Source organism: Bradyrhizobium sp. Rc2d, assembly GCF_900099855.1.
GTDB lineage: Bacteria > Pseudomonadota > Alphaproteobacteria > Rhizobiales > Xanthobacteraceae > Bradyrhizobium.
Genome location: NZ_FNCU01000023.1, coordinates 12,531 through 26,380, shown reverse-complemented (window position 1 = coordinate 26,380; position 13,850 = coordinate 12,531). Strand labels below are relative to the sequence as shown.

The following is a 13,850-nucleotide window of genomic DNA, read 5'->3' as shown; positions in this document are numbered from 1 at the left end:
AAGTGCCATGACAACGCTGACAATTAACGGCGAGAGCCGATCCATCAAGGCGAGCCCGGACACTCCGCTGCTCTACGTCCTCAGGGACGAACTCGCGCTGAATGCCGCGAAGTTTGGTTGCGGACTCGGCCAATGCGGAGCATGCACCGTCATCGTCGATGGCAAGGCCATTTTCTCCTGCGTAACCCCGGTGATGCTGTTGGAAGGGCGGGCGATCACGACGCTCGAAGGACTTAGAAGTCCGGATGCGCCTGGCCCAATGCAGCGTGCGTTCCTTGCCGAGCAGGCGGCACAATGCGGCTATTGTATTCCCGGCATGATGATGCGCGCCCAGGCGCTGCTGAATCGCGACCCGCATGCAGCCGATGAGGCGATCAAGGCCGAACTTCAGCCTCATCTCTGCCGATGCGGAACACATATGCGCATTCTGCGTGCGATCCGGCGGGCCGCAGAAGAGATGAGGCCGAAGACTGCCGACGCGAGGACAAGAGGATGACGCATGCCGTCTCGCGACGCAATGTATTGGCGGGCGCCGGCGCGCTCATCATCGCCTTCCGGCTTTCTGGAGCACATGCACAGACCGAAACCGGAACAGGTGGAAAACCCTCGAAGCACGGTTTGCCCGGAAGCCTCGACGACACGCCGAGGATCGACGCCTGGATCCGTGTCGACGCGTCGGGCGCCGCTACGATCCTGACCGGCAAAGCCGAACTTGGCCAAGGTCTGAAGACGGCGCTGCTTCAGGTCGCGGCAGAGGAACTCAAGTTGCCGCTTGCGCGGCTATCGTTGATCACGGCCGACACTGCGCGGACGCCCAATGAAGGCTACACGGCGGCCAGCCACTCGATGCAGGACTCCGGCACTGCAATTCGGCGTGCGGCGGCGCAAGCTCGCGAAATACTCCGAGACGAGGCAGCCCGCCGATTCGGTGTGTCCGCTAATTCGCTGCAGATCCGCAACGGCGAGGTATTCGGCCCCAACCGCATGCGCCTGGGCTACGGCGAACTGGTCCGCGATCAATTGCTGGCGGTCGACGCACAGCAGGCCTCGCATTTGACATCGCCGGCAGATTTCGTCGTGATGAACCAACCCGTGCCGCGGATCGATATTCCGGCCAAGGTGACGGGCGGAGCAGCCTACGTCCAGGATCTGCGCCCCGAGGGGATGCTGCACGGTCGCGTCGTTCGCCCGCCGAGTTATGGCGCCACATTGCGGGACTGTGACGTCGCGCAGGTCGAGCAAATGGGCGGGATCGTCAAGGTCGTGCGGGACGGCAACTTCCTCGGCGTGCTTGCAGACCGGGAATGGACTGCGATCCAGGGAATGCGAACCCTCGCGGCAACCACGACCTGGATCGAGCAGCAAGCCCTTCCGGACAGCGCGGACTTGCCGGCCGCTCTGATGAAGCTGCCCTCGCACGACACGACGATTCACGACACAGGAAATCCAGGTGAGCCCGGAATTCTGGTCGAGGGGACCTTCAGCAGACCCTATCTTACGCACGGCTCGATCGGACCGTCCTGCGCGATTGCGCAATTCGGGGACGGGAAGCTTACGGTTTGGACCCATACGCAAGGCGTGTTTTTCCTGCGCGATGCGATCGGGGGCATGCTGCGGATGTCCGCCGAGAACGTGCGTTGCATCCACGCAGAGAGCGCCGGCTGTTACGGGCACAACGGAGCCGACGACGCGGCGGCCGATGCGGCGATGCTTGCCCTCGCGATGCCCGGTCGTCCGGTCAGGGTACAGCTGATGCGTGAACAGGAGCACGCGTGGGATCCATTCGGGCCGGGTATGGTGGTCAAGCTCAGGGCGACGGTCGGAGCAGACGGTGCGATTGCGGATTGGCGCCACGAGGTTTGGAGCCAGTCGCATATGATGCGGCCTGGCCCTCCCGGGGCGCTGATCGCTGCCCGACTGAAAGCCGACGCCTTTCCGCCGGCGCCGCCCGTTGCGCTGGTCCAGCCTGAGGGCGGCGGCGACCGGAATGCAATTCCGCTTTACGCGATCCCGAACTCAAAGGTGGTTAGTCACTTCCTGCCTGACATGCCCTTGCGCGGATCCTCCATGCGCTCTCTGGGAGGCCACCTTAACGTCCTTTCGATCGAGAGCGTCCTCGATGAGTTGGCGGCTCGCTCGGGCCAAGATCCAGTTACGTTTCGGCTTCGGCACATCGAAGACCCTCGTGCGCGTGAGGTCATCGAAACGGCGGCATCGCGTTTCGGCTGGGCTGGGCGGGTCAAGCGTTCGGAGAGCACCGGATTCGGATTTGGCTTTGCACGTTACAAGAATCTCGAGGCCTGGTGCGCCGTGGCAGTCGAGATCGAGGTGCCGCGTCAGAGTGGCGTCGTTCGTGTCCGTCGCATCGTGGCGGCGGTGGACACGGGGCAGGTCGTGAACCCGGATGGGATCCGCAATCAAATTGAAGGCGGCATTTTGCAGACGATGAGCTGGACGCTTTTCGAACGGGTGACGTTCGATCGCACCCGTGTCACGTCGGTGGACTGGTCAGCCTATCCGATCATGCGGTTTGACAGCGTCCCGGATTCCGTCGAAGTCCACCTGATAGATCGTCCGGGCGACGCCTTCTATGGTGTCGCTGAGGCCGCACAAGGGCCTGCGGGAGCCGCGATCGCCAATGCGATTAGGGATGCGACCGGTGTTCGAATGTACGAACTTCCGTTCACTGCGGCCCGAATCAAGAGAGCGGTTGCGGTCCGATCGGAAGGCTGAATGGAGGTTGAAGGCGCGGTGGATGCACGGCCTGCCAATACGCACAACATGCGATTTGCGCTTCGAATAAGACGGCAGACGCGCCTCCCGGACTTAGCCCTTCGCCGGCAGAACGGAGCGAAAGCCATTCAGGAAGGTTGCTATTTTTGCATCGATGATGGAATTGACGTCCGTTTCGAGGGGCATCGAGTAGATGAATTGGCGCACGCCGAGGTAGAAGATCGCCGCGTGGAGTCCCCACACCATCTCGATTTCGAGATCGGTGACCGGGAGTTCGCCAGTCGAGGGGCGTCCGTACTCGACCCTGATTTCCTCAACGACCTTCTCGAACGCGCGCTCGCGCAGCATTTTGAGATAGCGGGCATTCAATCCGAGATCCTTCAGGCCCGCGAACATGAACAGGCGGATCCACTCGTAGGTGAGAATGACCGCGGCATATTCGCGATAGAAACGGACTAGCCTCGCCTTCAGGGGTACCGAGCGATCGGTGATGATTTTCTCCCAGGACGGCTTCCAGCGCTCGACGAAAACGTCCTGATAGACCCGCTCGATGAGAGCTTCCTTGCTCGGAAAGTAGCGATAGAGCAGGGGCTGGGTAATGCGCAGCCGCTTTGCGAGTTCGCGGGTCTGCCCCTCGAACCCGTACTCGGCGAAAAACGTGACGGCTTCTCGCGCGATAATGGCTTCCCGCTCCGACGGGTCCAGTCTCTGCTGCTCTCGGATCGGCGTCCGGTGACCCGCTTTGCTGCGCTGCTTCACATCTGATTCGTCAGTTTGAGTGCCTTCGAAACTTCATACACCGATTTGCCATCGCAGCCGATCGGGGTGCGGTCATCACGTTTTGTTTATCGAACGATAAATAGTCGTTGACTTGCGTCAATGACATCCCGATAATTGATCAATCGATAAATAACAATCGCAAAAGGGAGGTCGCTCTTGTGTGACCATCGTTGGAGCCAAGGGACGCAGCCGAAAGCGCTGGTGGTTGGAGGGTCCATGGCCGGATTGTTCGCCGCGTTGCTATTGCGGCGACAAGGCTGGAACGTCGATGTGTACGAGCGTATCGGCGCCGAACTGGCAGGCCGTGGCGCGGGCATCGTGACCCATCGTGAACTGTTCGAGGTCCTGGGCAGGGCGGGTATCGATACCGACGCCGCCGCCGTCGGAGTCGTTGTCCCAGGACGGCGGGTGCTGGACCGGAGCGGCCGCATCGTGGGCGAACTCGGGCTGCGGCAGGTCCTTACTTCGTGGGGACACCTCTATGGGCTTCTGAAGGCAGCGCTCCCGGCAGAGCACTACCATCACGGCAAAAACCTTGCGGAGGTTGCCGAGCTTGGCGATCGCGTGGTGGCGCGTTTCTCCGACGGCTCGGAGGTTTCAGGAGATCTGCTGATCGGCGCGGATGGTATATTTTCGTGCGTCAGGGCCCAGCTTGCGGCCAAGGTCCGTCCTGCTTACGCGGGCTACGTCGCGTGGCGTGGCCTCGTCAATGAGCGAGACCTGTCGTCTCGGACGCGCGCAGAATTGTGCGATTGGTTCGCCTTCAGCCTCCCTCCAGGAGAGCAAATGCTCGGCTATCCCGTCGCCGGCGTCAACGAAGAGATGGATGTCGGCGAGCGTCGCTTCAATTTTGTTTGGTACCGCCCGGCCGATGCCGACCATGGCTTGGCAGATTTGCTGACGGACATTGATGGCGTCCGGCACGAACTGTCCATTCCGCCGAGCAGGATTCGATCCGAGGTGATCGCCTCAATGCGTCGGGACGCGGAGCAATTGCTTGCACCGCAATTCGCCGAGGTCGTTCGCCTTACCCCTCAGCCGTTCATCCAGGCCATTCTGGATCTCGAGACACCGCGCATGGCGCTGGGATCCCGAACGGTGATCCTGGGTGATGCCGCGTTCGTGGCCAGGCCCCATGTCGGAATGGGAGTGACGAAGGCCGCTGCCGACGCGGCAGCGCTGGCTGATGCTTTGCGAGCGCGCCCGGCCGATTTGCCCGCGGCGCTTGCCAAGTTCGAGTCGATGCGGCTTCCGTTCGGAGCCGCGGTCGTCCGTCGTGCCCGCGATCTCGGCGCGTACATGCAGGCGCGGATTGCCACTGCCGAGGAACGGGCGATGGCGGAGCGGCATCGCAGCCCCGAGGCAGTGATGACGGAGACAGCCGTCGCGGCGGGCATCGCCGCCTAACAGGATTCAAAAAATGGAGGACAGGAGACCAATGGACCTGCAAGCCATCCAGACCCATCCCGCGTTCAATCAGCTTGCGCGCGAACGCGCACGCCTTGGCGTGGGTATGTCGATCGTCATGGCCGCCGCCTATTTCGCCTACATCCTGACCATCGCATTCTGGCCCCGGTTGCTCGGGCGTCCACTATGGGATGGTACCGTGATCACTTGGGGCGTGTTGATCGGCGTCGGTCTGATCGCGCTCGGCTTCATTCTCACCGCCGTCTATGTCCGCCGGGCCAATTCCCGTTTCGATCAGCTCAGTCAGCTTCTTCTGGAGAACCCGCGATGATGTCCCGCTCAGGTTGTGGAGCCTTGTTTGCGACCGCATTGGTCCTTCTTTCAGACCCTGCAGCAGCTGACGCGCTGGTTTCAGCTGTCAACGCGCGGCAAACGTTGAATGCGACGGCGATCGCCATGTTCCTCGGCTTTGTCGCAGTTAGTCTCGCGATCACATGGTGGGCGGCGAGAAGGGGGACAAGCACGGCGAAAGACTTCTATGCCGCCGGCGCCGGACTCACGGGCGTCCAGAATGGGCTTGCGATCGCCGGCGACTACACCTCGGCGGCGACATTCCTGGGAGTCACGGCGCTCGTCTACAGCTCGGGCTACGACGGCATGATCTACGCGATCGGCTTTCTCGTCGGCTTCCCGATGATCCTGTTCCTGCTTGCCGAGCCGCTGCGCAATCTCGGTCGGTACACGTTCGCTGACGTGGCGGCGTACCGGCTGTCTGAGGTGCCGGTGAGGGCTGTCGCTGGCGTGAACACCTTGGTGATCGTGGTCTTCTATCTGATCGCTCAGTTGGTGGGAGCAGGCAAGCTGATCCAGTTGTTGTTCGGACTTCCCTACGTCTACGCGGTCGGCATCGTAGGTGTGCTGATGATGGTCTATGTGACTTTCGGAGGCATGCTTGCGACGACCTGGGTGCAGATCATTAAAGCCGTGCTGTTGATGTCGGGCTCGGTGCTGATGTCGATCCTGATCCTCGGACATTTCGGCTTCAGCCTGGAGGCTCTCTTCCGAGAGGCGATCATCTTGCACCCGAAGGCCGACGCGATCATGGCCCCCGGCGGACTGGTCAAGGATCCGATATCGGCGATCTCTCTCGGATTGGCCCTGATCTTCGGTACGGCCGGGCTGCCTCACATCCTTATGCGCTTCTTCACCGTGAGCGATGCCCGTCAGGCTCGCACGTCGGTTTTGGTCGCGACGGGGTTCATCTCCATCTTCTATAGCCTGCTGTTCGTGCTCGGCTTTGGCGCCATCGCGATCGTTTCGGCGAATCCCCAGTTTCGGGATGCGTCGGGTGGTCTGATTGGGGGCGTCAACATGGTCGCCCTGCATCTGGCAGACGCCGTTGGCGGGTCGCTCCTGCTCGGGTTCATCTCGGCGGTGGCGTTCGCGACCATCCTCGCCGTCGTATCCGGGCTGACGCTCGCGGGTGCTTCGGCGGCGAGCCATGATCTCTATGCGCGCGTGATCCGCAGAGGTCTTGCGGGCGAACGCGAGGAAGTGCTTGTCTCGAAGGCCGCCGCAGTCGGAATCAGCGTGCTTTCGATGGGGCTGGGCATCCTGTTCGAGAACCAGAACATCGCGTTCATGGTAGGGCTGGTGTTCGCGATTGCCGCCAGCGCGAATTTCCCAATCATACTTCTCTCGATTGTCTGGCCCGATCTTACGACGCGGGGAGCAGTATGCGGATCGCTCGCTGGCCTGTTGGCATCGGTCGGGTTGGTCGCTCTCAGCCCGGGCGTATGGACCGCCACGTTCAAGCTCGGGCCGGCGCCGTTTCCCTACGACAATCCGGCCCTCGTCTCGGCTCCGCTGGCCTTTGCTGTGTCTTGGGCGGTGTCGATGTTGGATCGCAGCGCAGCGGCTGCCTCGGTCCGCGCATCGTTCGGTGCGCAGCATGTTCGCGCCCAGACCGGCTTGGTCGTCGAATGATGCTTCTCGCAGAGCTCACCTCAAGGAGGAACTACTATGAACGCTGGTATGGTCGAAAAGGGCAGGGCCGCTTGGCCCGACTTCATTCGCAAGGAGTTTGACGCCAATCAGTTCAACGGGCGGGTCGGCACCCAGCTCTTGTCTGAAACGGAGCGCGTGCGTGTCTGGGAAATCCGGCTTGCTCCAGGCGAGCGCATTGGATTCCATCGTCACGTGTTGGACTATTTTTGGACCGCAGTCACGCCAGGTCGGGCGCGATCCCACGCGGAGGATGGGACGATCGTCGAAGCCATTTATTCGGCTGGCGAGACCCGTCACTTCGTCTATGGGAAGGGCGAATACAAGATCCACGATCTCGAAAACGTCGGAGAGGCCGATTTGTGGTTCACCACTGTCGAATTCCTCGACAGCTCGAACAAGGCCTTGGAACTTGACCGTTAAGTCCATTGCGAAAAAGAGAGTAGCTCTTGGCGCGAAGCGGACAGGATTCGAACGTGTGATCTTTGCCTTCGAGGGCAGGGGTCTATTCCGTTGATCGCGGAATACGTCCTTCGATGCGACGGATAGTTGCGGCGTCGGCTCCACGGTATCGCGCCTCCTCGACTCGCAGCACTGCATCGAGGCAATCTTGAGCGGCAGTTCATCGTACAAACGGCGGCTTTCGGCAGCCTATCCAGACGCAGCCTCGCGAGTTAAGCTGCCCTTCGATAAGAAAATAGGGCTTCCGAATTAGTGGGTTTCGCGATGTAGCGGACCCCTGACTCGAACCCCCGACTGTTGTCGATGCGCTTTCCTGCGCGCGCTGACAACCGAGACTTCGTCATTCCGACAAGCTGAGTCAGCGGCTGCTGTTACGATAAAGATAGTCCGTTTTTATCCTCGTTGCGCGCGTGATGGGAAGGTGATCGTGAACCGTGGGTTTGACCCCCACTCTCTCCGCCGCACTGCTTCTCTACTGTATCCAGCGGTCTTGCTATGGCAGCGGTCTAATGAATGGCGCGACACTGGCTGTTTCGACGAGATCGCTTGCGCTTGATCGGCAGCCGAGGTCTTTCGATGTTCCTCTATGAGCGTAGTGCTGCGCTCACGAACTGCTATGCGTAAGGTTGGGTAAGGCAACGTAGGCCTGCTTGGAGTGGGGAAGGGCGGTAGCGCTCCCCGCCACCAACCGTACGATTTTGCACGCCAAGCTTCGATTTTCCACGATTTGCACTGCTGACGGCAGCAGCTTGAGCTTCAAGAGTGTATCGCGTTGGTGAACGAAGCAAGCCCAGCTGTCGATAGTGGGGCTGGCGCCATGACTTGAGAAGTACTCTCGGGGCCGGAGACGCTGCTCGAGCGATGAAACCATGAGACCTGCTCTCTCTTGGCTCCGCAGGACTTGCTTGACTCGCCGTCTCGCGAAATTCATAGTTACCATAATACAATTGAAATAATCGCATTGCAATTATTTTTCCGCGACCGGGGCCACTGTCGGCCCTCCCGAGAGGCAGGTTCGATGGCTCTGATCGAGGCGTTCAAGCGGTTGCTGGGCGACACGGCCGTGCTGACGCGGGATGAAGATCTTGCCGCATTCACCGAGGATTGGCGCGGCCGCTATCGGGCGCCGGCACTTTGCGCAGTGCTGCCCTCGACAACCGAGCAGGTCGCCGCAGTCGTTCGCCTCTGTGTCGAGAACGGCATACCGGTGCTGCCGCAGGGCGGCAACACCAGCCTGTGCGGCGGCGCGACGCCGTCCGATCAAGGCGAGCGTCCGGTCATCGTCCTGTTGATGCGCATGCGGAGGATCCGCGCGATCGATCCGGCCAACAATGCCATGGTTGTCGATGCCGGCTGCGTGCTCGCTACCATTCAGGAAGCGGCCGCGGCTGAGGGGCGGCTCTATCCCGTCAGCCTCGGCGCCGAAGGCTCCTGCCAGATCGGCGGCAACATCGCGACCAATGCCGGCGGCACCGGCGTGCTGCGCTACGGTAACACGCGCGAGAACGTGCTCGGCCTCGAAGTCGTGCTGCCGGACGGCTCGGTCTGGGACGGGCTCTACGCGCTGCGCAAGAACAACACGGGCTACGACCTCAAGCATCTCTTCATCGGCTCGGAAGGCACGCTCGGCATCGTCACCGGCGCGGTGCTGAAGCTGCATCCGCTGCCGACGGCGGAAGCCGTCGCGTGGCTCGCGGTCGAGAATCCGCAGCGGGCGCTCGACATGCTCGGCCTGTTCCAGGCGACGTGGAATTCGCGCCTTTCAGCCTTCGAGATGATGAACGCGGAACAGGTTCGGCTCGTGCTCGAGCAGGTGCCAGGCCGTCGCTGTCCGCTCGCCGAGATCGATACTTGGCATGTGCTGGTCGAACTCTCCGACACCGGTGATGCCAGCGCGTTGGCTGCGGCCATGCAAGGCGTGCTTGAGCAGGCGCTCGAAGCCGGCATGATCCGCGACGGCGTCGTTGCCTCGAGCGAAGCGCAGCGCAAGGCGATGTGGCTGTTGCGGCACAGCGTGTCCGAGGCCAACAAGAAGGCAGGCATTGGCCTCACGTCGGATTGCGCGGTGCCGGTCTCGGCGGTGCCCGCGTTTATCGACCTAGCGATGGCGTCGGTACGCGCCATCGTGGCGGATGTTCGGTTCGTGATCGTCGGCCATCTCGGCGACGGCAACGTTCACTTCATTCCGTTTTTCAGCTTTGCGCAATGGGACGCCATGCCGGATCGCGACGCGCTCGCGCAGCGCATCCGCCGCGCCATGAACGACGCCGCAAGCTCGCTGCGAGGCACCTTCAGCGCCGAGCACGGCGTCGGTCGGACGCTGACCGGCGAGATGACCCGCTACAAGCCTCAGCCAGAGCTCGCCTTGATGCGCGCCGTGAAGCAGGCTTTCGATCCAAAGGGCCTGTTCAATCTTGGCCGCGTTCTGCCGCCGCGATCACCAAGTGCCTTGCCATCCATCGCAACATCGCAAAGAGGGGACTGACATGAGCCATCTTCCTGACATCATCACCTCCCGCCGTCGCCTGCTGCTGGGAGCCGGAGCCGGAGCCGTCGCGCTCGCCGCACCTTCCGTCTGGTCGCCGTCACGCGCGGCAGGCAAGCGCATCGTCGTGCGCGACGATGGCGGCATCTACACCAAGGCCTACGGCGCGGTTTTCTACCGTCCCTTCACCGAGGCGACGGGAATCGAGGTCGTCGGCGTGCAGGCCAATGCCGAGCCGGTCGCCCAGATCAAGACCATGGTCGACACCAAGAACTACACCTGGGACATGGCCAAGATCAGCTGGCCCGCGATCCTGCTGCTGACCACCGGCAGCAAGTCCTATCTCGAGAAGCACGGCCTCGAGGCCGAGCCGGTCATCAAGTCGATTCCCGCCGAATTCATGTCGCCCTATGGCGTCGGCACCAACGTCTACACCACGGTGCTCGCCTATCGCACCGATGCCTTCAAGGGCCGCAAGGCGCCGCAATCCTGGGCCGACTTCTGGAACGTGAGCGAATTTCCGGGCCGCCGTGCCGTCCGCAAGCACCCCTTCGACACGATCGAGGAGGCGCTGATGGGGGCGGGCACGCGGACCGCGCAGGTCTACCCTTGCGACCTCGACAAGGCCTTCGCCTCGCTCGACAAGATCAAGCCATCGGTCGCGGTATGGTGGACGAGCGGAGCGCAGGTCGAGCAGATGCTAACCTCGAGCGAGATCGACCTGTTGCCGACCTGGGTGTCCCGTCCGCAGGCGGCCCAGGCGGCCGGCGCGCCGGTCGAGATCGTCTGGAACCAGGGCATCTGGGGTGGCGACAACTGGTCGATCCTCGCCGGCACGCCGAACGCGGATGCATGTCGCGAATTCATCAAGTTCGCCTCCGACCCGAAGCGCCAGGCAGCGCTGACAGAGTACTTCCCGGCCGGGCTGACGCAGCCGGAGGCCTTCAATTACGTCAAGCCGGAAATCGCCAAGAACTGTCCGACCTATCCGGACAACATCAAGGTCGGCCTGAAGATCGATGCGAAATTCTGGCTCGACAATCAGGCCGCCGTCATCGAGCGCTTCAACAGCTGGGTCCTGTCCTAAATGGAGCAGCCCATGGTCTCGTCGAGCCTGCGCATTCTGGAACTGTCCAAGCGCTATGGCGACTTCGTCGCCCTGGCGCCGACCAGTCTCGACGTCGCAAAGGGCGAATTCCTCACGCTGCTCGGCCCCTCCGGGTCGGGCAAGACGACGCTGCTCAGCCTGATCGCAGGCCTCGCACATCCCGACGAGGGCCAGATTCTCGTCGACGATGCCGACGTGACGCACAGCCCCGCCTATGACCGGGACATCGGCGTGGTGTTCCAGAACTATGCGCTGTTTCCGCACATGACGGTCGAGGACAACATCGCCTTTCCCCTGAAGATGCGGAAAGTGAGCGATGCCGAGGCGCGTCGTCGCACGATGGAGGCGCTGGAGACCGTGCGCCTGCCGCACGTCGCAAAGCGCTTTCCGCGCGAGCTTTCGGGCGGCCAGCAGCAGCGCATTGCGCTCGCGCGCTGCATCGTCTACCGGCCCGCGATCATCCTGATGGATGAGCCGCTGGGCGCGCTCGACAAGAAGCTGCGCGACCAGATGCAGCTCGAGATCAAGCGCATCCATCGCGAGCTTCGCGCCACCATCATCTACGTTACCCACGACCAGGAAGAGGCGATGACAATGTCGGATCGCATCTGCCTGATGAATGCGGGCGCGATCGAGCAGCTCGGTACGCCGGAGGATCTCTACTTCCGTCCGCGTTCGATGTTCGTCGCAGACTTTCTCGGCGAGTCGAACCTGCTCAGCGCCACCGTGCGCGACGTCGATGCGGAAGGACTCGACATCGTGCTGGCCGACCAGGCCGCGCCCTCGCGGGCTGTCGGCAATGGCTCCAGCTTCGCCGCCGGCGAGCCCATCAAGATCATGGTCCGGCCGCAGAACCTGCATGTCGGGACCGCCGCCGCGGATAGCGGCGGGCTCACCGGCCGGCTGGTCGACGTGATGATCAGCGGCAGCCTGACGCGGCTCTACATCGCGCCGGAGACCTCGGGCATGCCGCAGCTCGTCGCGGCCTATCCGACCCGCTCGGGATCTCCGCCCCATGAGATCGGGCAGCTCGTTTCGCTCGGCTGGAATCCGGCGGATGCGGTCGCGATCCGGGACGGCGGAGGGCATTGAGATCATGGGGACGGCCAAGCAGCGCGCACTGCCGCGGAGCCAGATCTGGAGCTGGGTCGCCATGGGCGGCCCGCTCGCCCTGCTGCTCGTGCTGTTCCTGGTCTATCCAGTCGGCCAGCTGCTGCTGCTCAGCATCCACAACGACAGCGGCTTCACGCTGGCGCAGTATCGCCAGCTCTTCGCCTCCTCGGTCTATGTCGACGTTCTTCTCATCACCTTGAAGATTTCGCTGGTCACGACGCTGGTCTGCGTCGTCACTGGCTATCCCATCGCCTACCTGATCTCGATGGTCGGCAAGGAGCGCAAGGCGACGCTGTTGTTCTGGGTGCTGCTGTCGTTCTGGACCAGCTTTCTCGTGCGCGCCTTCGCCTGGATCGTGCTGCTCGGCCGTAACGGCGTCATCAACAAATTGCTGCTGTCGCTCGGCATCATTTCGAGTCCGGCAGGCCTACTCTATAATTTCGGCAGCGTCCTGGTCGGCATGGTGAATGCGTTGCTGCCGCTCGCCGTGCTGACCATGCTCTCGGTGATGGAGAACATCGATCGCAATCTGCCGCGCGCGGCGGCAACCCTCGGCGCTAGGCCCGGCATGGCGTTCTGGAAGATTTACTTTCCGTTATCTCTGCCCGGCGTCGCGGCAGCCGGCATCATGGTCTTCGTCGCCGCGATCGGCTTCTTCATCGTGCCGGCGCTGCTCGGCGGGCGGCGCGAGACCATGATCACGCAGCTCATCATCGACCAGATCCAGCAGACCATGAACTGGGGCTTTGCCGGCGCGATCTCCGTGCTCTTGCTGTTCGTCGTGCTGATCGTCTTTGCTGTCTACGACCGACTGCTTGGCCTGTCGACGATGACGGGCGCCGCAACAGCACGCAAGTCCAAGCCGTCGCACCTCGCGGGCTCGATCGCGAAAGCTGGCGACGCGCTCTTGACGCTGCTCGGCGCGATTTCGGACGCCGTCATCTCGCTTGTGCCATCGCGCAAGCGAGACCGCAATCCGGACCAGCCGGGCCTCGGCTTGCAGGCTTTCGCCTGGACCATGCTCCTCGTCATCAGCTTGCCGACGATTCTGATGATCCCGCTGTCCTTCGGCAAAGGCGGGCTCAACTGGCCGCCCCAGGGCTTCACGCTGCAATGGTACGAGACGGTGCTGGCTTCGCCAGTGTGGACGCAAGCGCTGCTTCGCTCGCTGATGGTCGGCATCGGCACGGGCCTGCTTGCGATGCTGATCGGCACGCCGGCGGCGTTCCTGCTCGTGCGCAGCGACATTCAGGGGAAGGGGGCCTGGCTGGCCTTTATCCTGTCGCCGATCGTCGTGCCGCGCATGATCATCGCGGTCGGTCTGTTCTATGTGTTCGCGAATATCGGCCTCGTCGGCAGTGCCTTCGGGCTGATCCTCGGCCACACCGTCGTCGCGGTGCCCTATGTCGTGATGACCATGATGGCCGTGCTGCGCAACTACGATACGAGGCTCGATCATGCCGCCTCGAGCCTCGGAGCGCGGCCGGTCGCGACGCTGCGCTACGTCACCTTTCCGATTCTCGGCGCAGGCATGATGTCGTCGTTCCTGTTTGCCTTCGCCACCTCGTTCGACGAGCTGACCATCGCGCTGTTTGCGACCGGCGGCCTCAATGCCACGCTGCCGAAGCAGTTCTGGGACGAGGTGACGCTTCAGGTCTCGCCCGTGATCGCCGCCGTCTCGACCTGCCTGTTCATCTTCATGGGGCTCTTGATCTTCACTGCCGAACGCCTGCGTCGGCGCGCTGCCGCACGATAGCC

General features: G+C 62.6%; 11 protein-coding genes. 10 read left to right on the top strand and 1 reads right to left on the bottom strand.

What is annotated here, in order from left to right; all coding sequences use genetic code 11:
• The first annotated feature begins 7 nt into the window (after positions 1 to 7).
• Both BLV07_RS25935 and BLV07_RS25930 read left to right on the top strand, forming a co-directional pair.
• Positions 8 to 496, top strand: a complete 489-nt coding sequence (locus tag BLV07_RS25935) for a (2Fe-2S)-binding protein (protein ID WP_091891456.1) — start codon at positions 8 to 10, stop codon at positions 494 to 496.
• The gene (locus tag BLV07_RS25930; protein WP_091891453.1) at positions 493 to 2,733 is read left to right on the top strand and encodes a xanthine dehydrogenase family protein molybdopterin-binding subunit; all 2,241 of its coding nucleotides are present in this window, start codon (positions 493 to 495) and stop codon (positions 2,731 to 2,733) included. The genes BLV07_RS25935 and BLV07_RS25930 overlap by 4 nt, the downstream gene beginning before the upstream one ends.
• A gap of 93 nt (positions 2,734 to 2,826) precedes the next feature.
• On the opposite strand, the gene BLV07_RS25925 is transcribed toward BLV07_RS25930, so the two are convergent.
• Entirely contained in the window at positions 2,827 to 3,492 is a 666-nt protein-coding gene (locus BLV07_RS25925) for a TetR/AcrR family transcriptional regulator (RefSeq protein ID WP_091891450.1), read from the bottom strand.
• 177 nt (positions 3,493 to 3,669) lie between these two features.
• Between BLV07_RS25925 and BLV07_RS25920 the strand changes: the two genes are divergently transcribed.
• The 8 genes from BLV07_RS25920 (at position 3,670) to BLV07_RS25880 (ending at position 13,848) form a co-directional block, all read left to right on the top strand.
• Positions 3,670 to 4,920, top strand: a complete 1,251-nt coding sequence (locus BLV07_RS25920) for an FAD binding domain-containing protein (RefSeq protein WP_091891447.1) — start codon at positions 3,670 to 3,672, stop codon at positions 4,918 to 4,920.
• Positions 4,921 to 4,951: 31 nt separating this feature from the next.
• Positions 4,952 to 5,251, top strand: a complete 300-nt coding sequence (locus BLV07_RS25915; RefSeq protein WP_091891444.1) for a DUF485 domain-containing protein — start codon at positions 4,952 to 4,954, stop codon at positions 5,249 to 5,251.
• Positions 5,251 to 6,906 carry a cation/acetate symporter ActP gene (gene actP / locus BLV07_RS25910; protein WP_210187823.1) on the top strand — a complete coding sequence of 552 codons (1,656 nt, stop codon included), beginning with the start codon at positions 5,251 to 5,253 and terminating at the stop codon, positions 6,904 to 6,906. The genes BLV07_RS25915 and actP overlap by 1 nt, the downstream gene beginning before the upstream one ends.
• Before the next feature lie 36 nt (positions 6,907 to 6,942).
• Entirely contained in the window at positions 6,943 to 7,347 is a 405-nt protein-coding gene (locus tag BLV07_RS25905; RefSeq protein WP_091891438.1) for a cupin domain-containing protein, read from the top strand.
• Positions 7,348 to 8,404: 1,057 nt separating this feature from the next.
• Complete coding sequence (locus BLV07_RS25895; protein ID WP_091891433.1) at positions 8,405 to 9,871, top strand: FAD-binding oxidoreductase; 1,467 nt, start codon at positions 8,405 to 8,407, stop codon at positions 9,869 to 9,871.
• Between the two features lies 1 nt (position 9,872).
• A complete protein-coding gene (locus BLV07_RS25890; protein WP_091891430.1) occupies positions 9,873 to 10,958 on the top strand; it encodes an ABC transporter substrate-binding protein in 1,086 nt (361 codons plus the stop codon).
• Positions 10,959 to 10,970: 12 nt separating this feature from the next.
• Positions 10,971 to 12,071, top strand: a complete 1,101-nt coding sequence (locus BLV07_RS25885) for an ABC transporter ATP-binding protein (RefSeq protein ID WP_091891712.1) — start codon at positions 10,971 to 10,973, stop codon at positions 12,069 to 12,071.
• Positions 12,037 to 13,848 carry an ABC transporter permease subunit gene (locus BLV07_RS25880; RefSeq protein ID WP_244551210.1) on the top strand — a complete coding sequence of 604 codons (1,812 nt, stop codon included), beginning with the start codon at positions 12,037 to 12,039 and terminating at the stop codon, positions 13,846 to 13,848. The genes BLV07_RS25885 and BLV07_RS25880 overlap by 35 nt, the downstream gene beginning before the upstream one ends.
• The last annotated feature ends 2 nt before the right edge of the window (positions 13,849 to 13,850 follow it).

What these genes read in the sequence shown, in the direction of transcription:
- BLV07_RS25935 (WP_091891456.1), top strand. Translation starts at nt 8, where the DNA reads ATGACAACGCTGACAATTAACGGCGAGAGCCGATCCATCAAGGCGAGC.
- BLV07_RS25930 (WP_091891453.1), top strand. Translation starts at nt 493, where the DNA reads ATGACGCATGCCGTCTCGCGACGCAATGTATTGGCGGGCGCCGGCGCG.
- BLV07_RS25915 (WP_091891444.1), top strand. Translation starts at nt 4,952, where the DNA reads ATGGACCTGCAAGCCATCCAGACCCATCCCGCGTTCAATCAGCTTGCG.
- actP (WP_210187823.1), top strand. Translation starts at nt 5,251, where the DNA reads ATGTCCCGCTCAGGTTGTGGAGCCTTGTTTGCGACCGCATTGGTCCTT.
- BLV07_RS25905 (WP_091891438.1), top strand. Translation starts at nt 6,943, where the DNA reads ATGAACGCTGGTATGGTCGAAAAGGGCAGGGCCGCTTGGCCCGACTTC.
- BLV07_RS25895 (WP_091891433.1), top strand. Translation starts at nt 8,405, where the DNA reads ATGGCTCTGATCGAGGCGTTCAAGCGGTTGCTGGGCGACACGGCCGTG.
- BLV07_RS25890 (WP_091891430.1), top strand. Translation starts at nt 9,873, where the DNA reads ATGAGCCATCTTCCTGACATCATCACCTCCCGCCGTCGCCTGCTGCTG.
- BLV07_RS25885 (WP_091891712.1), top strand. Translation starts at nt 10,971, where the DNA reads ATGGTCTCGTCGAGCCTGCGCATTCTGGAACTGTCCAAGCGCTATGGC.
- BLV07_RS25880 (WP_244551210.1), top strand. Translation starts at nt 12,037, where the DNA reads ATGCGGTCGCGATCCGGGACGGCGGAGGGCATTGAGATCATGGGGACG.